General features: G+C 72.6%; 21 protein-coding genes and 1 pseudogene. 15 read left to right on the plus strand and 7 right to left on the minus strand.

Going from position 1 to position 18,678, the window contains the following annotated elements; translation table 11 throughout:
* Positions 1 to 53 precede the first annotated feature (53 nt).
* Entirely contained in the window at positions 54 to 482 is a 429-nt protein-coding gene (locus ACH4RC_RS05375) for a helix-turn-helix transcriptional regulator (protein ID WP_398195368.1), read from the minus strand.
* 337 nt (positions 483 to 819) lie between these two features.
* Between ACH4RC_RS05375 and ACH4RC_RS05380 the strand changes: the two genes are divergently transcribed.
* From ACH4RC_RS05380 to mgtA, 6 genes are all read left to right on the plus strand, one after another.
* A complete protein-coding gene (locus tag ACH4RC_RS05380; RefSeq protein WP_398195370.1) occupies positions 820 to 1,218 on the plus strand; it encodes a hypothetical protein in 399 nt (132 codons plus the stop codon).
* A 317-nt stretch (positions 1,219 to 1,535) separates the two neighbouring features.
* Positions 1,536 to 2,054: a lytic polysaccharide monooxygenase auxiliary activity family 9 protein gene (locus ACH4RC_RS05385; protein WP_398195373.1), complete on the plus strand. Its 519-nt coding sequence runs from the start codon at positions 1,536 to 1,538 to the stop codon at positions 2,052 to 2,054.
* A 122-nt stretch (positions 2,055 to 2,176) separates the two neighbouring features.
* Entirely contained in the window at positions 2,177 to 2,899 is a 723-nt protein-coding gene (locus ACH4RC_RS05390) for a chitinase (RefSeq protein WP_398195375.1), read from the plus strand.
* Between the two features lie 125 nt (positions 2,900 to 3,024).
* On the plus strand, positions 3,025 to 3,846 hold the full coding sequence (locus ACH4RC_RS05395) for a GNAT family N-acetyltransferase (RefSeq protein ID WP_398195376.1): 822 nt from the start codon (positions 3,025 to 3,027) through the stop codon (positions 3,844 to 3,846).
* 40 nt (positions 3,847 to 3,886) lie between these two features.
* The gene (locus ACH4RC_RS05400; protein ID WP_394428607.1) at positions 3,887 to 4,273 is read left to right on the plus strand and encodes an ArsR/SmtB family transcription factor; all 387 of its coding nucleotides are present in this window, start codon (positions 3,887 to 3,889) and stop codon (positions 4,271 to 4,273) included.
* Positions 4,274 to 4,281: 8 nt separating this feature from the next.
* The gene (mgtA, locus tag ACH4RC_RS05405; RefSeq protein WP_398195379.1) at positions 4,282 to 6,858 is read left to right on the plus strand and encodes a magnesium-translocating P-type ATPase; all 2,577 of its coding nucleotides are present in this window, start codon (positions 4,282 to 4,284) and stop codon (positions 6,856 to 6,858) included.
* Here the strand turns inward: mgtA and tatA are convergent.
* Positions 6,818 to 6,979 carry a Sec-independent protein translocase subunit TatA gene (tatA, locus tag ACH4RC_RS05410; RefSeq protein WP_398195380.1) on the minus strand — a complete coding sequence of 54 codons (162 nt, stop codon included), beginning with the start codon at positions 6,977 to 6,979 and terminating at the stop codon, positions 6,818 to 6,820. The two genes, mgtA and tatA, sit on opposite strands and share 41 nt — an antisense overlap.
* A 172-nt stretch (positions 6,980 to 7,151) precedes the next feature.
* Here tatA and ACH4RC_RS05415 point away from each other — a divergent pair, with 172 nt between their 5' ends.
* The gene (locus ACH4RC_RS05415; RefSeq protein ID WP_398195382.1) at positions 7,152 to 8,717 is read left to right on the plus strand and encodes an LCP family protein; all 1,566 of its coding nucleotides are present in this window, start codon (positions 7,152 to 7,154) and stop codon (positions 8,715 to 8,717) included.
* A gap of 12 nt (positions 8,718 to 8,729) precedes the next feature.
* On the opposite strand, the gene ACH4RC_RS05420 is transcribed toward ACH4RC_RS05415, so the two are convergent.
* Positions 8,730 to 8,942 carry a hypothetical protein gene (locus tag ACH4RC_RS05420; protein ID WP_394428603.1) on the minus strand — a complete coding sequence of 71 codons (213 nt, stop codon included), beginning with the start codon at positions 8,940 to 8,942 and terminating at the stop codon, positions 8,730 to 8,732.
* 140 nt (positions 8,943 to 9,082) lie between these two features.
* On the opposite strand from ACH4RC_RS05420, the gene ACH4RC_RS05425 reads away from it, so the two are divergent.
* Both ACH4RC_RS05425 and ACH4RC_RS05430 read left to right on the plus strand, forming a co-directional pair.
* Complete coding sequence (locus ACH4RC_RS05425; protein ID WP_398195385.1) at positions 9,083 to 10,669, plus strand: glycosyltransferase family 39 protein; 1,587 nt, start codon at positions 9,083 to 9,085, stop codon at positions 10,667 to 10,669.
* A gap of 36 nt (positions 10,670 to 10,705) precedes the next feature.
* Complete coding sequence (locus ACH4RC_RS05430) at positions 10,706 to 10,924, plus strand: hypothetical protein (RefSeq protein ID WP_398195388.1); 219 nt, start codon at positions 10,706 to 10,708, stop codon at positions 10,922 to 10,924.
* On the opposite strand, the gene ACH4RC_RS05435 is transcribed toward ACH4RC_RS05430, so the two are convergent.
* Positions 10,921 to 11,340 (minus strand): carboxymuconolactone decarboxylase family protein, encoded by a 420-nt coding sequence (locus ACH4RC_RS05435; RefSeq protein ID WP_398195389.1) that lies wholly within the window; start codon positions 11,338 to 11,340, stop codon positions 10,921 to 10,923. The two genes, ACH4RC_RS05430 and ACH4RC_RS05435, sit on opposite strands and share 4 nt — an antisense overlap.
* 42 nt (positions 11,341 to 11,382) lie before the next feature.
* On the opposite strand from ACH4RC_RS05435, the gene ACH4RC_RS05440 reads away from it, so the two are divergent.
* Positions 11,383 to 11,775: a VOC family protein gene (locus tag ACH4RC_RS05440; RefSeq protein ID WP_398195392.1), complete on the plus strand. Its 393-nt coding sequence runs from the start codon at positions 11,383 to 11,385 to the stop codon at positions 11,773 to 11,775.
* A gap of 7 nt (positions 11,776 to 11,782) precedes the next feature.
* On the opposite strand, the gene ACH4RC_RS05445 is transcribed toward ACH4RC_RS05440, so the two are convergent.
* Positions 11,783 to 12,142 (minus strand): ArsR family transcriptional regulator, encoded by a 360-nt coding sequence (locus ACH4RC_RS05445; protein WP_398195395.1) that lies wholly within the window; start codon positions 12,140 to 12,142, stop codon positions 11,783 to 11,785.
* Between the two features lie 155 nt (positions 12,143 to 12,297).
* Here ACH4RC_RS05445 and ACH4RC_RS05450 point away from each other — a divergent pair, with 155 nt between their 5' ends.
* From ACH4RC_RS05450 to ACH4RC_RS05465, 4 genes are all read left to right on the plus strand, one after another.
* Positions 12,298 to 13,005, plus strand: coding sequence for an ANTAR domain-containing protein (locus ACH4RC_RS05450; protein ID WP_398195397.1), 708 nt, complete (start codon positions 12,298 to 12,300; stop codon positions 13,003 to 13,005).
* A gap of 137 nt (positions 13,006 to 13,142) precedes the next feature.
* A complete protein-coding gene (locus ACH4RC_RS05455) occupies positions 13,143 to 13,526 on the plus strand; it encodes a nuclear transport factor 2 family protein (RefSeq protein ID WP_398195737.1) in 384 nt (127 codons plus the stop codon).
* Complete coding sequence (locus tag ACH4RC_RS05460) at positions 13,418 to 13,894, plus strand: MSMEG_6728 family protein (protein ID WP_398195400.1); 477 nt, start codon at positions 13,418 to 13,420, stop codon at positions 13,892 to 13,894. The genes ACH4RC_RS05455 and ACH4RC_RS05460 overlap by 109 nt, the downstream gene beginning before the upstream one ends.
* A gap of 92 nt (positions 13,895 to 13,986) precedes the next feature.
* Complete coding sequence (locus ACH4RC_RS05465) at positions 13,987 to 15,768, plus strand: ABC transporter ATP-binding protein (RefSeq protein WP_398195402.1); 1,782 nt, start codon at positions 13,987 to 13,989, stop codon at positions 15,766 to 15,768.
* Between the two features lie 81 nt (positions 15,769 to 15,849).
* Here the strand turns inward: ACH4RC_RS05465 and ACH4RC_RS05470 are convergent.
* Positions 15,850 to 16,032, minus strand: a pseudogene (locus ACH4RC_RS05470) (DUF5133 domain-containing protein); the annotation flags it as partial.
* Positions 16,033 to 16,116: 84 nt separating this feature from the next.
* The gene (locus ACH4RC_RS05475; RefSeq protein WP_398195404.1) at positions 16,117 to 17,307 is read right to left on the minus strand and encodes a PP2C family protein-serine/threonine phosphatase; all 1,191 of its coding nucleotides are present in this window, start codon (positions 17,305 to 17,307) and stop codon (positions 16,117 to 16,119) included.
* A gap of 460 nt (positions 17,308 to 17,767) precedes the next feature.
* On the opposite strand from ACH4RC_RS05475, the gene ACH4RC_RS05480 reads away from it, so the two are divergent.
* Positions 17,768 to 18,649, plus strand: a complete 882-nt coding sequence (locus ACH4RC_RS05480) for an SDR family oxidoreductase (RefSeq protein ID WP_398195407.1) — start codon at positions 17,768 to 17,770, stop codon at positions 18,647 to 18,649.
* The last annotated feature ends 29 nt before the right edge of the window (positions 18,650 to 18,678 follow it).

Here is an 18,678-nt window from a genome sequence, read left to right on the forward strand (position 1 = left end):
GGGACCGTTTCGGGCCCGTTCCGGTGCCGCCTCAGTGCCGACTCGGCGCCGCTTCAGGGCCGGGGCGCGGCGCCCGGCGCGCCGTTCCTGACCGGCCTGGAGTGGATCTTCGTGATGCATGCCGGGACCGCGACCGCGTCGTCGTGGACGCGTGCCCGGTACGCGCTCGGCGTCTCCCCGACCAGCTCGGTGAAGCGCGAGCTGAACGAGCCGAGGGACGTACACCCCACGGCGAAGCACACCTCGGTCACCGTGAGGTCGCCGCGGCGCAGCAGCGCCTTCGCCCGCTCGATGCGGCGTGTCATGAGATAGCTGTACGGGGTCTCCCCGTACGCGGCGCGGAAGCTGCGGGAGAAGTGGCCCGGGGACATCAGCGCGACCTGTGCGAGCGCCGTCACGTCGAGCGGCTCGGCGTAGTCCCGGTCCATCCGGTCCCGGGCCCGCCGCAGGCGCACGAGGTCGTCGAGCTCGAGCTGTTTCACCCCACGAGTCTCGCACAGGGGCGCGCACGGGGGCGCGGATCGGTGGCACGGTGCGGTGACCGACCGACGTACGGGTTCCACCTCGCGCGGGTCGTACGACACCCGCCCCGACATGCCCGTGGCGCCTCCGGGGCCGGTCGCGCCCCCACCGCCCGCCGCGCCGCCGCAGCGCTGACGCGACGGTGTGCGCCGCCCCGTGCCTCAACCGCCGCCCAGGCGCTCCGCGCCCTCTCTCTGCGCGTGCTGTGCGCCCCCGCGAAGAGGTTCGCTCCCGTCGGACGCTGGTCATAACCGTGGAGACACGGGTCCGGCGAACGGGGTGATGAAAGGAATCGGCATGGCACCTCAGGCAGTTCTCGAGGCGGGTCGTCTTTCCGCCATAGCGAAGATTCTGGACCGGGCGGGCGGGCACCTGAGCGCAGCGGTCCACGACGACGCGGAGATCTCGGGGATCCAGTCGCTCCTCGCCCTCTCGCGCAGCGCCTCCTACGACGTGACGTGCGCGGTGCGGCACACGGTCACCGGTGAGATCAATCTGGCCCACGCCCACCTGGAGGCGGCGCGGACCGCGCCCGACCAGCACGCGGTGGCGGCCGCGGGCATGCCGACGCCGCTGCCCGCGAAGGTGCGTACCGCGCTCCAGCTCCTGCGCGGCATCCAGGGTTTCTTCAGCTCGGAGACCGAGGACGCCATCGTCCGCGCCCTGAGCCTCGACGTCGGCGCGAGCCGCGTGTAGCGCTCGCCCCATGACCCGGAGACCTCCATGTGGTGTGGCGGTGGACAACCACCACGCGGAGGTCTTCGCCATGCCCGGACGCCCCCGGTCCGCTCCTCGCTCTCCTCACGGGTCTCTTGACAGGGACACGGCCGCTTGTATGGTCTAGGCCAAGCAGTAACGGCCGTTCCGCTTACGGGAATTCGTCCCGCGCCGATGTGCGCGGACGCGTTCCCCTGTCCCTTCGCGCCTCTTGGCCCCACCCACGAGAGGCCGACCTGACCGCGCGCCCCCACATCTCGCGCGCCGCCAGGAAGACCTGAGTGAAGGAAGTACACATGAACGCCAGAAGGAAGACCGCTGCGCTCATCGGCGCGGCCCTGGCCCCGGCCATCGCCCTCAGCCTCCCCGCCTCCTCGGCGAGCGCCCACGGGTACATCGACAGCCCGCCCAGCCGCCAGGCCCAGTGCGCGGCCGGCACGGTGTCCTGCGGTGACATCACGTACGAGCCGCAGAGCGTCGAGGGTCCGAAGGGGCTGACCAGCTGCAGCGGCGGCAACAGCCGGTTCGCCGAGCTCGACGACGACTCCAAGGGCTGGGTCGCCACGCCCGTCCCGAAGAACGCCAGTTTCCAGTGGAAGCTGACCGCGCAGCACGCGACCAGCACCTGGCAGTACTTCGTCGGCGGCCAGAAGATCGCCGAAGTCGACGACAACGGTGCCAAGCCGGGCGCGACCGTCACCCACCAGGTCGACTTCGGCTCGCTGACCGGCAGGCAGAAGGTGCTCGCCGTCTGGAACGTCGCGGACACGACGAACGCGTTCTACGCCTGCATCGACGTGAACGTCGGCGGCTGACCCGCGTCCCCAGGGCCTGCCAGGACCGGTGGCGCCGCGAGCCACCCCCCACGGCGCGTACCCGCGCGTCCGGCTCGCGGCGCCCCGCAACCCCCCACCTCCGCACCCGTTAGGAGCGCTTCATGCGCCGCCGCATCCTCGCTCTGCTGACCGCCACCGCCTCGGCCGCCGCTCTCGGCTTCACCCTGGCCGCGCCCGCCTCCGCCGAGAAGGCCGACGCGCAGGCGGACTTCGTGGTCAGCCAGGCCCAGTTCGACCAGATGTTCCCGGGCCGGAACAGCTTCTACACGTACGAGGGCCTGAACGCCGCCCTCAGCGCCTATCCGGAGTTCACCGGCACGGGCAGCGACACGGTGAAGAGGCAGGAAGCCGCCGCCTTCCTCGCGAACGTCGGCCACGAGACCGGCGGGCTCGTGTACGTCGTCGAGCAGAACACCGCCAACTACCCGCACTACTGCGACACCTCGCAGTCCTACGGCTGTCCCGCGGGCAACGACAAGTACTACGGGCGCGGGCCCATCCAGCTCAGCTGGAACTTCAACTACAAGTCGGCCGGTGACGCCCTCGGCATCGATCTGCTGCACAACCCCGACCTCGTCCAGAACGACGCGGCGGTCGCCTGGAAGACCGGCCTGTGGTACTGGAACACCCAGACCGGGCCCGGCACCATGACGCCGCACAACGCGATGGTCAACGGCTCTGGTTTCGGCGAGACCATCCGCAGCATCAACGGCAGCATCGAGTGCAACGGCGGCAACCCGGGCCAGGTCCAGAGCCGTATCGACAACTACAAGAAGTTCGCGCAGATCCTCGGCGTCGACCCCGGCGCCAACCTGAGCTGCTGACCGCGGGTCACACGTGTGAGGGCCGACCGGCCCTCACACCGGCGCTCACAATGGAAAACACGCGGTCGATCCGGGCGGATGTGATGTGATCGACCACTATGAGTGCGCAGCAGGACACATGTGACATGACCGACCTGGCGGGCAGGGCGGAGCGCAACCTCGCCGAGCACGCCGCCCACCTGCACCGCGGCCTGCAAGGTGCGACGGTCACCACGGCCGACGACCTCGTGGTCGCGGACAGCGGTCTCGACGACGACACCTTCAACATCGTCGCCGCGGCCCGCTTCACACCCGACACCGCCCCCGCCCGGATCGCGGCGACGACCGCCGCCCTCGCCGCCACGGGCCGCCCCTTCACCTGGTGGGTGGGGCCCGCCTCGACCCCGCCCGACCTGTCGGCCCGCCTGGCGTCCGCGGGTCTGCCTCCCGCCCAGATCGGCACGGCGATGTGGGCCGGGCTGACCGACATACTGCCGCAGCCCTACGTGACCGGCCTGGACATCCACCCCGTGACGACGCCGGAGCGGCTGCGCGACTACGCCGCCGTGCTCTGCGCCAACTGGGAGCCGCCCGCCGCCACCGTCCGCCGCTTCTTCGAACGCGTCGCGCCGCGGGCGCTGGCCGCCGACTGCCCCGCCCGCCTCCTCGTCGGGTACGCCGACGGCCGCCCGGTCAGCACGGCCGAGGTCTTCCTGCACGCGGACGTCGCCGGGGTCTACAACATCAGCACCCTGACCGCCCACCGCCGCCGCGGCTACGGCGGCGCCATGACGCTCGCCGCCCTGCACACGGCCCGCAGGAGCGGCCACCCGCTCGCCGTCCTCCAGGCATCGGCCGAGGGTGAACCCGTCTACCGGCGTCTCGGATTCCGCGCCTTCGGCCACGTGACCGAGCACGCGCTGATGCCCGGAACGACGCCTTCCGCCGGTGTCGGACCCAGGCTCTAAACTGGGACGTCGGTCAGCGCGGAAGGGACGGAGAACCACAGTGGCGGCAGGTGCAGGAGGGTCGGCCGAGGCCGGTTACAGCGATCCCTCCGCCGAGGTCCTCGACCGTGCGGCCGAGGCGTTCGGGCTGCTCGCCGCCCCCACGCGGCTGCACATGATGTGGGCTCTCGCCGAGGGCGAGTGCGATGTGACCGGGCTCGCCGAGCGGGTCGGCGGCGCGCTGCCCGCCGTGAGCCAGCACCTGTCCAAGCTCAAGCTCGCCGGGCTCGTACGGGCCCGCCGCGAGGGCCGCCGCCAGGTGTACTACGTCGACGACCCGGACATCGTGACCGTCGTCCGGCTCATGGTCGGCCAGCTCACCGAACGCGCCGAACAGGCGGAACAGGCCGACGCGACGGTGCGCCGGCTGCGCGGCACCGGAACCTGAAACACCCCGTGCCCCTCCACGACCCCGCCGTCCCCCGCACCACCGAGGCGCCCGCCCCGGGCCCCGCCCCGGGCGATCCGACCGCGCTGCAGGTGCTGCGCGCCCTGGACGGCTCCCCGCGCGGCCTCACCGAGGCGGAGGCGGGGGAGCGGCTCGCACTCCACGGATCGAACGAGCTGCCCCGGCACCGTCCGCCGTCCAGGGCCGCCCGTCTGTGGCGCAGCCTGCGCGACCCGTTCACCGCCGTCCTGTTCACCCTGGGCCTCGTCTCCGCGCTGGTCGCCGCATGGGGCACCGCCTGGGTGATCCTCGCCCTGGTCGCCGTGAGCTGCGTGCTGCGCGCGCAGGGCGAGCACCGCGCCGACCGCTCCATGGACCGCCTGCGCGGACTCGTCGCCACCACCGCGAGCGTGCAGCGCCGCACCGCCCTGGACGCCGCGCCGAGGGTCCGCGAGATCCCCGTCGACGATCTCGTCCCCGGCGACGTGATCCGGCTCGCCCCGGGCGACCTGGTCCCCGCCGACGTACGGCTGCTCAGGGCGCGCGGTCTGACCGTGCACCAGGCGGCCCTGACCGGCGAGTCCGCGCCCGTGCCGAAACAGCCGGTGGACCTGCCGGACGCGGGCGACAGCGGGCACCTGCTCTTCCAGGGCAGCAGCGTCGCCTCCGGCGCCGCCACCGGCATCGTCGTGGCGACAGGACCCGACACCCGCTTCGCCGCCGTCCGCACCGCGCGCCGCCGCACGGCGCCGAGCGCCTTCGACCGCTCGGTGCACGGGATCTCCTGGGTCCTGATCCGCTTCATGCTGCTCACCCCGCCGCTGGTCCTCATGGCGAACGCGGCGCTGCGCGGCCGGGGCCTGGAGACCCTCCCCTTCGCGGTCGCCGTGGCCGTCGGGCTCACCCCGGAGATGCTCCCGGTCATCGTCACCACGTGCCTGGCGCGCGGCGCGGCCCTGCTCGCCCGCGCCCACGGCGTCATCGTGCGGCGGCTGCCCGCCCTGCACGACCTCGGCGCCGTCGACGTCCTGTGCGTCGACAAGACCGGCACCCTCACCCAGGACCGCCCCGTCGTCGACCCCGACCGCACCGAAGCCGAGGCCCTGCACTGGGCGGGCGCGTCGGCCTGGTGGACGCTGCAGACCGCCGGGCCCGCCGACCCCGACCCGCTCGACGAGGCGCTCCTGGCGGCCACCGGCCCCGAGGACTGGGAGGCGTACGACGGCGTCGACGCGCTCCCCTTCGACCCGGTACGCCGCCTCGCCACCGCCGTCGTACGGGAACCCGGCGCCCTGGGCACCCACACCCTCGCCGTGAAGGGCGCGGTCCCCGACGTCCTGGAACGCTGCGCCCTCGACGCGGACGAGCGGGCCGAACTGCTGCGCCGGGCGGCCGGCCGCGCGGGCGACGGCGTCCGCCTCCTGGCCGTCGCCACCTCGCGCCGCACCGCGCGCACGCGCGCGTACACGCCCGCCGACGAGCGCGGCCTCACCTTCCGCGGCTTCGTCGCCTTCCACGACGCCCCGGCCGACACCGCGCGGGACGCCGTACGCGCCCTCGCCGCGCGGGGCGTCGAGGTCAAGGTGCTGACCGGCGACGACCCGGCGACCGCCGTCCGCGTCTGCCGCGACCTGGGCATCGAGCCGGGCGAGCCGGTCCCGGGCGAGCTGATCGAGGACCTCGGCGACGGACGGCTCGGCGCGCTCGCGGCCCGTACGACCGTCTTCGCCCGCTGCACCCCCGAGGACAAGGCCCGCGTCGTCGCGGCCCTGCGCGGGAGCGGTCGCACCACCGGCTATCTCGGCGACGGCGTCAACGACCTGCCCGCCCTGCACGCCGCCGACGTCGGCATCTGCCCCCGCGACGGCGTGGACGTGGCCCGTGAGAGCGCCGACGTGGTCCTCGCGGGCAAGGACCTCACGGCCATCGAGCACGCCGTCGTGGCCGGACGGCACAGCAGCGCCAACATCGCCTCGTACCTGCGCATCACGCTCTCCAGCAACCTCGGCAACGTGATCGCGATGCTCGCGGCCGCGCTCCTGCTGCCGTTCCTGCCGATGCTCCCCGCCCAGGTCCTCGTGCAGAACCTGTGCTTCGACGGCGCGCAGCTCGCCCTCGCCCACGACCGCCCGGACCCGGCCGTACTGCGCCGCCCGACCGTCCTGCGGCCGCGCGCCTTCCTCCGCTTCATCACCGCTTTCGGCGCGCTCGGCGCCCTGGCGGACCTCGCCACCTTCGCGGTGCTCGCCCTGTGTCTGCCGGGCGCCCTCGACGCGCGCGACGAGTCGGCCTTCCACGGCGGCTGGTTCACCGAGAACCTGCTCACCCAGGCCCTCGTCATGCTCCTGCTGCGCACCGGCCGCCGCGCGGCCGAGGGCCGTGCCCCGGGCCCCGTGCGCTGGGCCGCCACCGGCCTCGCGGTCATCGGAATCCTGCTTCCGCCGACCCCGGCAGGCCCCCTTCTGGGGATGACGGGCCTGCCCGTCCTGTACTACCTGCTGCTCGCCGTCGTCCTCACGCTGTACGCGGCGGCGCTGCGCCTGCTCAGCTCTCCTCGTCCTTCATGGCCCTGGTCTCGCTCTTGAGGATGCGCAGGGACTTGCCCAGGGAGCGTGCGGTGTCGGGGAGTTTCTTCGAACCGAACACCAGGATGACGACCAGCCCCAGAATGAGCAGGTGCCAGGGCTCCAGTGCGTTGCGGAACATGGTGGGCCTTTCCGTTCGTTGGCATGACGAGGCTCGTCGGCACGACGGGGTGCGTCGACATGGCGCGGTGGCCGCCTGACGCAGGTACCGCATCCTCGGCATTACTTGCTACATTGCGCAACCGTACAACCCTTTGGGCTGAAAGAGGGACGCAGAGGATGAGGGCACGTCGATGACGCAGACTCCCGAGGCGCCGGCCGGGCGCTCCCGCCACAGGGGCCGGACGGCGCCCGGCGACACGCCCCGTCGCGACGGGCGCCGCCGCAAGCGGAAGCGCAGCAAGCTGCGTATCGGCCTCGTCATAGGTCTGTCGTTCCTCGTCCTGGTCGGGGCCGGCGCGGGCTGGCTGTACCTGCGCCTCAACGGGAACATCGACACGTTCTCCGACGACGGCGTCTCCAAGAACCGGCCGGACGCCGCGGCGTCCAAGGGTGAGAACGTCCTGATCATCGGCACGGACGCGCGCACCGGCGGCAACGCCGAACTCGGCGGCGGCGACAAGGACGACATCGGCCGCTCCGACACCGCGTTCCTGCTGCACGTCTACGCCGACCACAAGCACGCGGTCGGTGTCTCCGTCCCGCGCGACAGCCTGGTCACCATCCCGCCGTGCAAGCTCCCCGACGGATCGTGGAGCGAGACGCGGACGAACACGATGTTCAACGCCGCCTACTCCACGGGCGAGACCGCCGAGGGCAACCCGGCGTGCACCCAGAACACCATCGAGAAGCTGACCGGCCTGCGCGTCGACCACACGGTCGTCATCGACTTCAAGGGCTTCTCGCAACTGACCGGGGTGGTCAACGGGGTGAAGGTCTGCGTCCCGAACGACGTCTACCAGAACGACCTCAATCCGAAGCGCTCCACCCGCGGCAAACTGATCTTCAAGAAGGGCGAGCAGACGGTCGCCGGGCAGAAGGCCCTGGACTACGTCCGCCTGCGCTACGGCATCGGTGACGGCTCGGACATAGGCCGCATCAAGCGCCAGCAGGCGTTCATCTCCAGCCTCATCAAGAAGATCAAGGACGACGGGTTCACCCCCACCAAGCTGCTGCCGCTCGCCGACGCCGCCACCGAGTCGATGACCGTCGACTCCGGCCTCGGCTCGGCGGACAAGCTGCTCAAGTTCGCGATGGGCATGAAGAACGTCGACCTGCACAACACCAAGTTCGTCACCGTCCCGTGGCGGTACGAGGGCAAACGCGTCGCCATCGTCCAGCCGGACGCCGACGCGCTGTGGGCCGCGCTCAAGGACGACCGCACCCTCGACGGCAAGGACGCGAGCGGCAAGAAGAAGGGGCAGGACGGGCAGAAAGCTTCCGCCTCGCCCTCGCCCTCCGCGCAGTCGACCCCGCAGGTCTCCGGCACGGGCGTGGCCGTCGCCGTCTACAACGGCACCCTGACCAAGGGCCTGGCCTCCACCGCCGCCGAGACGCTGACCGGCCACGACTTCACCGTCACCGGCACCGGCAACGCCCGCACCCAGGACCACGCCACCACCGCCGTCGAGTACGGCGCGGGGCGTGAGGCCGACGCCGCCAAGGTCGCCCTGCTCTTCCCCGGCGCCGAACTGCGCGCAGTAAGTACTGCGGGCGTCGCCGTCGTCCTGGGGGCGGACTACACCGGCGCCGAACCGCCGGCGGCAGCCTCTACGGCGCCCACGACCGTCCCCTCCGGCGTCGCCGACGACGCCCGCTCGGCCGACGAGGACCTCTGCTCGAACCTGACCTACGGGTAGCCGGCCGCCGCGCTACCAGGGGGACGGCCAGGTGCCCGGGCCGCCCCCGCGCCAGTCGATGAGGGCGGACGACTCCACGTCGGTCTCGTCCATGTCGAGCCCGGCCCGCCGCAGCAACTCGGCGACGTCGCGCACGTCATGGGCGAGCCCGAGGATCTCGCCGTCCACACGGACCCGGCGCCCTCCGGAGGTCGACGGCTGATAGACGGTGATCGGTTTGTCCATGCCCCCACGGTCGGGCGTACGGACGCCTCGTGCATCCCGGACACGGCCACGGCCGCCGCGCGGCGGGGCGGCTGGGCGCTTCGGGTGACCCGCCGCGCGTGGCGCCATGCGCGGCAGTCTGAAATTCACACAATGAGCCGGTGGCCGTCACCGTCCTGCACAACGATCCCGCTCCCGCCCCCGACCCCCTGCACACGAGCCCGCGCCACGAGGCGCTCGGCACTCTCGCGGCCGTAGCCCTCCCCGCCCTGGTGATGGCCGCGCTGGGCCTCTGGGGGCTCGACCGGAACGCGGTCTGGCGCGACGAGGGCGTCACGCTGGAGATGGCGTACCGCTCGCTGCCGCAGATCGCCCACCTGGCGTCGCACATCGACGCCGTGCACGGCCTCTACTACGCGCTGATGCACTTCGTCCTCGCCCCCGGCCCCGGCGAGACGCTGCTGCGCCTGCCCTCGGTCCTCGGCGCCACCGTGGCGGCCGGCCTCGTCGGCCTGCTCGGCACCCGCCTCGCCCGCCCGCGCGTCGGCCTGTGGGCGGGGCTGCTCTTCGCGGTCACCCCCTTCGTCGGCCGCTACGCGCAGGAGGGCCGGTCCTACGCCCTGGTCGCCGCCGGGGCGCTCGCCGCGACCCTCGCCCTCGTACGCGCCGTACAGGGCGGTGGCCGCCGGCGCTGGCTGCTCTACGCGCTGTCGACCGCCGGGACGGCCTGGCTGCACGAGCTGTCGGTGCTCGTCCTCGCGGCCCACGCGTGCACCCTGTGCTGCACGCGGGCGCCCTGGAGGGTGTGGCGGGCATGGCTCGCGGTGGCGGCGTGCGTCCTGGTGTCGCTGGTGCCGCTCGTCCACCTCTCGCGGACGCAGAGCGCCCAGGTCGGCTGGCTCGGCAAGCCGGGCCGGGAGCAGGTGCGGGGGCTGATCGAGGCGTTCGCCGGGCCCGCCGAAGGGGTGTGCGCGGTGGTCCTCGCGCTCGCGGTGGTGGGGGCGTGCGCGCGGACGCCGCACCCCGGGCGGGTGTCATTGCGCGCCGTCGCGCTGCCGCTGGCGGTCGTGCCGCCCGCGCTCCTGCTCGGCGTCTCCCGCTACGAGCCGCTCTACTACGACCGTTACGTGCTGTTCTGCCTGGCCGGGGTGCCGCTGCTCGCGGCCGCCGGCGCTGACCGGATCGTCTGCCTGCTGCCCGCCGGGAGGAGCCCCCGCACGTCGGGGGCGCACGGCCTCCTCGCGGCGGGCGGCGCCGCCCTGGCCTGCGTCGCGTTCGCCGCGCAGCTGCCGGTGTACGCGCACGAACGCGGCCCGCACGCGCGCCCCGACGACCTGACCGGCATCGCGGTCCTGGCCGCACGCGAACTGGAGCCGGGCAGCGCCCTGCTCTTCCAGCCGTCGCCGAACGCCCGCCGCGCCGCGGCCGCCTACCCCGCCGCCTTCCACCGCCCGTACGATGTCGCGCTGGCCCGCAGCGGCGCGCGGGCGGGCCAGTTGTACAGCCAGGAGACCGACGCGGCGACGCTGGCGCGCCGGCTGCGGTCGGTGGACCGGGTGTGGATGGTCGTCGACTCCCGCGCCCTGCGCCCCGGCTGGACCCCGTGGGGCGAGGCCGAGCGGACGAAGGCCGACATCCTGCGGCGCCACTTCGTCCTGCGCGAGGAGCACGCGGCGCGCAGCGGCGTACTACGGCTCTACGAGCGACGGTCCGCGGCCACCGCCAGGACGCAGCGGGTGCCGCGGTAGATGGTCGGTATGCACGTGTCGCATTGATGCACCGGCATGCACGTGTCGCAGTGGATGCGCAGCGACCGGGTCCGCGGGTCCTTCGCCCCCCCCCGGTCGATCCGGTCCGGCTCGCGCAGCAGGGCCCGCGCCACCGCGACGAACCCGTACCTTTCGGCCGTCGCCCGCTCCGCCGTATCCCGCCGCGAGGCCGTCGTCTTCGGCACGGCGGGCCTGACCGCGCCGTCGCTCCGGCGCGCCGACGACGGGCCCTAGTCGGGCGTCACCGGCAGCAGACCGCGCTCGGCGAACACCTTCTTCGCCACGGCGGTGGCGTTCAGGGCCTTCGGGAAACCGCAGTAACCGGCCGCGTGCAGCAGCGTCTCGACGATCTCCTCGGGCGTGAGGCCCACATTGAGGGAGGTGTTCACATGCACCTCCAGCTGGGCCTCGCAGCCGCCCAGGGCGGTCAGGATGCCGAGCGTGACCAGCTGCCGGTCACGCGGCGGCAGGGCGGGGCGGTCGTAGATCTCCCCGAACCCCCAGGCCACGACCTGGTGGGCCAGCTCGGGGCTGACATCAGCGAGCGAGGCGGTGAGACGCGGGCCGATCTCGGCGTTGACCCCGTTCAGCACCTCCATGCCGCGCTCGAAGCGGGCTGCGCGGCTCTCGCCGCCGGGCTCCGTGCTCATATCCGGTACGTCCGTTTCCGTAGGCGGGTAAGGAGCGATGCCATGGGCAACCGTAGGAGCATGACAGCGACGCTCGGTGCCTTCGTCCTCGGTACGCCCGACCCGCCCGCGCTGGCCGACTTCTACCGCGCACTGCTCGGCTGGGAAGAGGTCGTCCGCTCACCGGAGTGGGTCCGGCTGCGCGCCCCGGAGAAGGAGCGGCCCAGTCTGAGCTTCCAGCTGGAGACGGACCACACGCCCCCGGTGTGGCCACAGGCCCCCGGTACGCAGCAGATGCAGGCGCACCTGGATCTGGAGGTCCAGGACCTGCCGGCGGAGACGGAGCGCGCCTGCGCACTCGGCGCGACGCTCGAGGACCATCAGCCGCAGGACGGCGTACGCGTTCTGCGTGACCCGCACGGTCACCCGTTCTGCCTCTTCCTGCCGGGCTCCTGAGCCGCCCTCACGCCTGGTCGGCGCTCTGTCGTGGGCCGGGGCGCAGCTGGTCGGCGCGGTGCGCCTCGTCCTGGGCGAGCAGCGCGAGGAGGGACGCGACGGTCAGGCCCGCCTCCGCCTCGGCGGGGTGGCGCAAGGTTTTTCCCGGCGTGATGCGGTAGGCGTTGCCCCGCCCCTCACGTGTGTGGGAGAGGAAGCTGCTGGCCTCCAGATCCGCGATGATCTTCTGGACGGCTCGTTCGGTGAGCCTGCAATGCGCGGCGATGTCGCGGATCCGCGCGTTCGGATCGTCGGCGATAGCTGCCAGCACCCGAGCGTGATTGGTGATGAACGTCCATCCAGCATGCGGTTCCGGCACTCCATCCATGCCCGAATCGTAGGCCCCACGCTTCGTGTCTTTGAACCCCTGAACTTCGTTTCAGGTATCGCTTGACGTATGTTGCCGCAGGGCGGGAATCTGAGAGCGGACCGCCGGGCCGCAGTGAGGGAGAGGCCATGCCAGAGTCTGCACAGCCTGGGAGCGTGGTAGCCGCCACCTGCGCCGATCCGGACGCCAAGGCCGACGCCCTTCGGCTGACCGGGCTCACGCTCTTCAACCACTGGGACGGCGAGCAGATGGTCGTCAGCGTGCGCGGCGATCTCCACCTGCACGAGGAGCAGGAGCTGAACAGTGTTCTGCGGCCGCTTCTGCTCGCCTCGGACGGCAGCGTCGGCCTCGACCTGAGCCGCGTCGAGCCCTGCGGCTGCTCGGCCGTCAACGTCTTCCTGAGCGTCGACCCCCTCGCCGAGGACCCGGCCTGCGAATCGGTCGACGGGCACCGCGCGGATCTGGGCCGGGAGGTCGCGCAGCTGCGGCGGGCGATGCAGAGCCGCGGCACGATCGACATGGCCCGGGGCGTCCTCGTTGCCGCGTTCGGCATCAGCCCCCAGGACGCCTGGGAGGCGCTGGTCGACGTCTCCCAGCGCACCAACATCAAGCTGCACCTGGTCGCGCAGCACCTGGTCGATTCCACTGCCGGCGATCGCGCCCTGCCGAAGAACGTGCAGAGCCAGATGTCCGCCGTGATCGCCCGGATAGAGGCCAGGGCCGCCCGCCCGGACGCGCCGGACACCCCGGCCGATCCGGTCGACAGCCAGGCATGGGACTGGGACGACACGGGCGACGCCACACCGGAGGCGGTCATCGCGGGCCTGGCGGACGCGTCGGCGGACAACGGGGGCGGCGCGTAAGAGCAGGGACGCGGCGCGTCAGAGCAGGGGCACACCGGCGCCGGTCGCCTTCGGCCGCCGCCCCCCGCCGCACGTGAGAGGCCACGCTCCTGTCCGCCCCAGCCTCCGGCGCCCGCGCGCCCAGCCCCCACCACGCGATCGCGTACCTGGGCGCCACCTACGCGGAACTCGTCGACGCCGACGAGGCGACCGGCACCGCGGCCGCCCGCTCGTACGTCACCGTCCTCCAGGCCGTGGACGGGCTGCCCCCGCAGGCGGTCGCCGCGGGCCGCCACCACGACCGGTTCGCCCGCCTGGGCGGCGCCTGGCGCTTCACCGAACGGCGCGTCCACATCCGCCTCGTCAGGGACACCAGCCGCCATCTGCGCCGATCTCTCGTATGGGAACGCGCGCCGCGCGGTAGGCATGCCGCGTGCAGACCTTTCTCCCGTACCCCGAGTTCACCCGGTCCGCCGCCGTACTGGACCGCGCCCGCCTGGGCAAACAGCGTGTCGAGGCGCTCCAGGTGCTGCGCGGTCTGACCGTGCCCGGCTACGGGTGGCGCAACCACCCGGCCGTACGCATGTGGATCGGCTACGAGGAGGCCCTGGTCCGCTACGGCCTCGACGTGTGCGCGACCTGGGTCGCCGAGGGGCGGGCCGACACCTGCGCCACCACCATGATCACGGACTTCACCAGGCACCACCCGGGCGTCCCCGTCCGCGAACAGGAGCAGCTCGCCGCCGACGGGGAGCTGCCGCCCTGGCTGGGGGAGCCCGCCTTCCACCGCAGCCACCGGTCCGCCCTGCTGCGCAAGGCGCCGGAGATCTACGCGCCGGTCTTCACGGACGTCCCCGACGACATGCCCTACTTCTGGCCGGCCTCCGACCGCGACCCCGCGGCGTCCTGAGGCCACGCGCCCACGGCCCCTCCGTCCAGTATTTACGCCAGAGTTACCGGGAAGCGCTTACCCGTACGCCGTAGATGCGGTGGGATCGGATCATGCACCGACCCGTCCCCGACCACCTCGACCACCAGTACCGCGGCGAGCACCCCCTGCGCACCCTCGGCCACCTCTTCCGCCCCGACCGGAGCAAGCTGCTCCTGGCGATACTTCTCTTCGCCGTCAAGCACAGCCCGATCTGGCTGCTGCCGGTCATCACCGCCACCGTCCTCGACGTCGTCGTACGCCACGGCGGGCAGGCGGAGCTCTGGCAGGCCACCGGCCTGCTGCTGTTCATCCTGGTGATCAACTACCCGCTGCACCAGTGGTACGTACGTCTGCTCGGCGGCAGCATCCGCCGCATGGGCACGACCCTGCGCTCGGCGCTCTGCCGCCGCATGCAGCAGCTCTCCATCGGCTACCACTCCCGCGTCAGCTCCAGCGTTCTGCAGGCCAAGGTCGTGCGGGACGTGGAGGCGGTGGAGCAGATGGTGCAGCAGAGCGCCGACATGGGCCTGGGCGCCGTGACCACCCTCATCGGCGGGCTCGTCCTGATCGGCTTCCGCACGCCCGAGTTCCTGCCGGTGTTCCTCGTCGTCGTCCCCGTGGCGGGGCTCCTGGTGATGCGGCTCCGCGGCCGTCTGCGCAGCCACAACGAGGACTTCCGCCGCGAGGTGGAGCACCTCTCCTCCCGCGTCGGCGAGATGACCACGCTCATCCCCATCACCCGCGCCCACGGCCTGGAGCGCACCGCGCTCGGCCGCGTCGACGGCTCCCTGCGCCAGGTCTTCGCGGCCGGGCTGCGCCTGGACACCATGAACGGCCGCTTCAACTCGGCGGCCTGGGTGCTGCTCAACATCCTCGGCGTCTGCTGTCTGACCGGCTCGGCCCTGGTCGCGTACCACGGCTGGCTGGGCGTGTCGGCGGGCGACGTCGTCATGCTCAGCTCCTTCTTCACCCTTCTGACCGGCTCGGTGACGACGCTGCTCGGCCTGGCCCCGCAGATCAGCAAGGGGCTCGAGTCGGTGCGCTCGGCCGGTGAGGTGCTGCAGGCGCCCGACCTGGAGAGCAACGCGGGCAAGGCCGAGCTCCAGCGGGTGACCGGCCGGATCGCCTTCGAGAAGGTCGGGTTCTCCTATGCCGGGGCGGACGGCGAGGCGGACGGCGTCGCCGTCGACGACTTCACCCTTTCCGCCCGGCCCGGCGAGACCGTCGCCCTCGTCGGCGCGTCCGGCGCGGGCAAGTCGACGGTCCTGAATCTGCTCATCGGCTTCATCCGGCCCACGGCCGGGCGGATCCTGCTCGACGGCGTCGACATGGCCACCCTCGACCTGCGCAGCTACCGGCGGTTCCTGTCGGTGGTGCCGCAGGAGTCGATCCTCTTCGAGGGCAGCATCCGCGACAACGTGACGTACGGGCTCGGCGACACCGACGAGGAGACCCTGCTGCGGGCGCTGCGCGACGCCAACGCCCTGGAGTTCGTCCGGCGCCTGCCGGACGGCCTGGACACGGTGGTCGGTGAGCGCGGGGCGCGGCTCTCCGGCGGGCAGCGGCAGCGCCTGGCCATCGCCCGCGCGCTGATCCGCGACCCCCGCGTCCTGGTGCTCGACGAGGCGACGTCAGCGCTCGACAACCGCTCCGAGGCGCTGGTCCAGGAGGCCCTGGCCCGCCTGGTGCACGGCCGGACCGTCTTCGTGGTCGCCCACCGGCTCTCCACGATCCAGGGCGCCGACCGCATCGTGGTGATGGCGGACGGCCGGATCGCCGAGACCGGCACGCACGCCGAGCTGGTCGCCCGCGGCGGCGTGTACGCGGGGCTGCAGCCCGCCGCGGCGGGCTGACGCGGAGGAGGGCGCCGTCCGCACGCCACCGGCGAGGGCGGTGAGTTCCGCGGCCCGGACGGGGCGGGGGTGCAGGAGGGCGTGCGCCGCCCGGCGCGCTTCCTCGACCCCGCTCGTCCCGGTCAGGACGCACAGCGTGTAGGCGCTGTCCTCGCGGGCGCGGGCCGTCTCCGGCGTGGGCCGGCTCTCGTGCAGGCCGGTGGTCTCGTCGTGGCGGATCAGCGCCCGGCGCAGCTCGGAAGCCGTGGGAAGCAGCGTGGCCATGTCTTTTTCTCCCTGTTTCGTCACCTTGTCTTCCTGTGTTCTGCCCACCCGAACGGGTGTATACCGGGACTTTCGTCCCGACCGTCAGCGGGAGGCCGGGCGCCACTCGAACATGACGATGGTCGCGTCGTCGCGCAGCCGGTTGTCCTGGGCGTCGACGACGGAGTGGATGAGGCGGCGCAAGGTCTCCGCCGCCAGCTCGCCCGCGGCGGTGGCCCGGATGACGTACTCGGCGAACCGGTCGAGGCCGAGTTCGCCACCGTTCTGGGTGCGGGCCTCCGTGACGCCGTCGGTGTACATCAGGACCCGGTCGCCGGGTTCCAGATCCATCTCGTGCACCCGGCGCGGGGTGGACGAGAGAGCGGCCGGGAGGCCGAGGGGCGGGTCGGCGTCACGCTCCATCGCGGCGGGCAGCAGCCGGTCGTCGCGTAGGAGAAGCGGCGCGGGATGCCCGCAGTTGATCCAGCGGAGGCCGCCGGTGGCGAGGTCCAGCTGGGCGAGGATCGCGGTGCAGAACTGGTCGGGCAGCCACTGCGACAGGGCCGCGTCCACGGACTCCACGAGGTCGGGCAGGTCGGCGCCGGTGCGGCGGGCGTTGCGGCAGGCCGCCAGGGAGACCACCGTGGTGAGGCCGGACGCCAGGTCGTGCCCCATGGCGTCCATGATCCCGGCATGCAGCGTCGTCTCGGTCAGCGCGTGGTCGAAGGCGTCGCCCCCGACCTCGTAGGCCGGTTCCATGACCGCGGTGGAGACGGCGTGGGTCGTGCCGATCGTGCGCGGCGGCAGATAGGCGCGCAGCATCTCGGCGGGCAGTTGCATGGGCTTCGTACGGGCCCTGCGGACGTAGGTGTCCTTGAACGCCCGTTTGGAGGTGATCATCATGGCGCACAGATGGGCGAGGGTCCGCCCGCGCCGCAGGGTGAGCGGATCGAGGGCGGGGGAGCGCACGGCGAGGACGCCGATCCGCTCGGCGCCGTCCACGAGCGGCAGCCAGGCCGTCATCCCGCCGAGGTCGGACTCCTCCACGCGCAGGGACTCCGTGCGGTACGTCCAGCCCGCCAGCGAACCGTCGATGGGGAGGGTCGGCGCCACCTCGTTCAGCGGGGCCAGCTGGCGCTGCTGCAGATCGGCGAGGTAGATCACGGCGCCCTGCAGACCGAGCGCCTTGGAGCAGCGGGCCACCGTAGTGGTCAGGTCCAGGGGCAGGTTGCGGGGGTCGGCCAGGAACTCGCCGAGAACGCTGTCCCCCGTACTCGTGGCCTCGGGTGCCGTCACCTCATCACTCCTTGCTCGGCCCGCGCGGACGACTCCCCGGGCAGTCTCGCACCGCCGTGCGCGGCCCGCCTCCGGTGACGATCCGGCCGGGCGGCGTTCGCGTTCGTGGGCGTTCGCGAGGTGTGGGGCAACGATCTGCGGGACACCCGATGTCCCGAGATGTGCGTTCGCGCAGGCCGGCCGCGACGAGTGGACGGGACGCGCGACCGCGGGCATCCCGGCACGGACAGCGAGCCACGAACCGTACAGAGCACGAACCGGCTCGAGAGCACGAACCGTACAGAGCACGAACCGGCTCCAGAACACGAACCGGACAGAGAGCGAACCGGCTCGAGAGCACGAACCGTACAGAGCACGAACCGGCTCCAGAACACGAACCGGACAGAGAGCGAACCGGCTCGAGAGAACGAACCGGCTCCAGAGCACGAACCGGCTCCAGAGCACGAAAGGAACAGCACCGATGGGCGGCACCCCGCAAGACCCCACGACCAAGCACCCGCAGCCGGACTTCCCCCAGCAGGACCAGGAGCACCCCGGCACCGGCAGGGCCATGGACCCGCAGCCCGACCACGGCGAGGACTCCTACCGGGGCAGCGGCCTGCTGCGCGACCGGGCCGCGGTCGTCACCGGCGGCGACTCCGGGATCGGCCGCGCCGTCGTCCTCGCCTACGCCCGCGAAGGCGCCGACGTCCTCTTCACGCACCTGCCCGAGGAGGCGGAGGACGCCAAGGAGACGGCCCGCCTCGTCGAGGAGGCGGGGCGCAAGGCCGTCCCCGTCGAGTGCGACATCCGCGAGGAGGAGCAGTGCCGGCGGCTCATCGAGCGGGCCGTCGGTGAGTTCGGCCGGATCGACGTCCTGGTCAACAACGCGGCCTACCAGATGTCGCAGCCGGGCGGCATCGAGGACATCACGACCGAGCAGTTCGACCGGGTCGTGCGCACCAACCTGTACGGCATGTTCTGGCTGTCCAAGACGGCCCTGCCGCACATCCCCGAGGGCGGCTCCATCATCAACACCACCTCGGTGCAGGCCTACAAGCCGAGCCCGCACCTGCTCGACTACGCGACGACCAAGGGCGCCATCGTCACCTTCACGCAGGGCCTCGCGCAGATGCTGGCCGAGAAGGGCATCCGGGTCAACGCGGTCGCGCCCGGACCGGTGTGGACCCCGCTCATCCCCGCGACGCTCCCGGACACCGAGGAGTTCGGCAAGCAGGCGCCGCTGGGCCGCCCCGCGCAGCCCGCGGAGATGGCGCCCGCGTACGTGTTCCTCGCCTCGGAGCAAGCGAGCTTCATCACCGCCGAGATCATGAACGCGACCGGGGGCACGCCACTCCCGTAGACCTCCGGAACCAGCGGAAGGAGACGGTC

It is taken from the genome of Streptomyces sp. NPDC016845, from assembly GCF_044332585.1.
Taxonomy (GTDB): domain Bacteria; phylum Actinomycetota; class Actinomycetes; order Streptomycetales; family Streptomycetaceae; genus Streptomyces.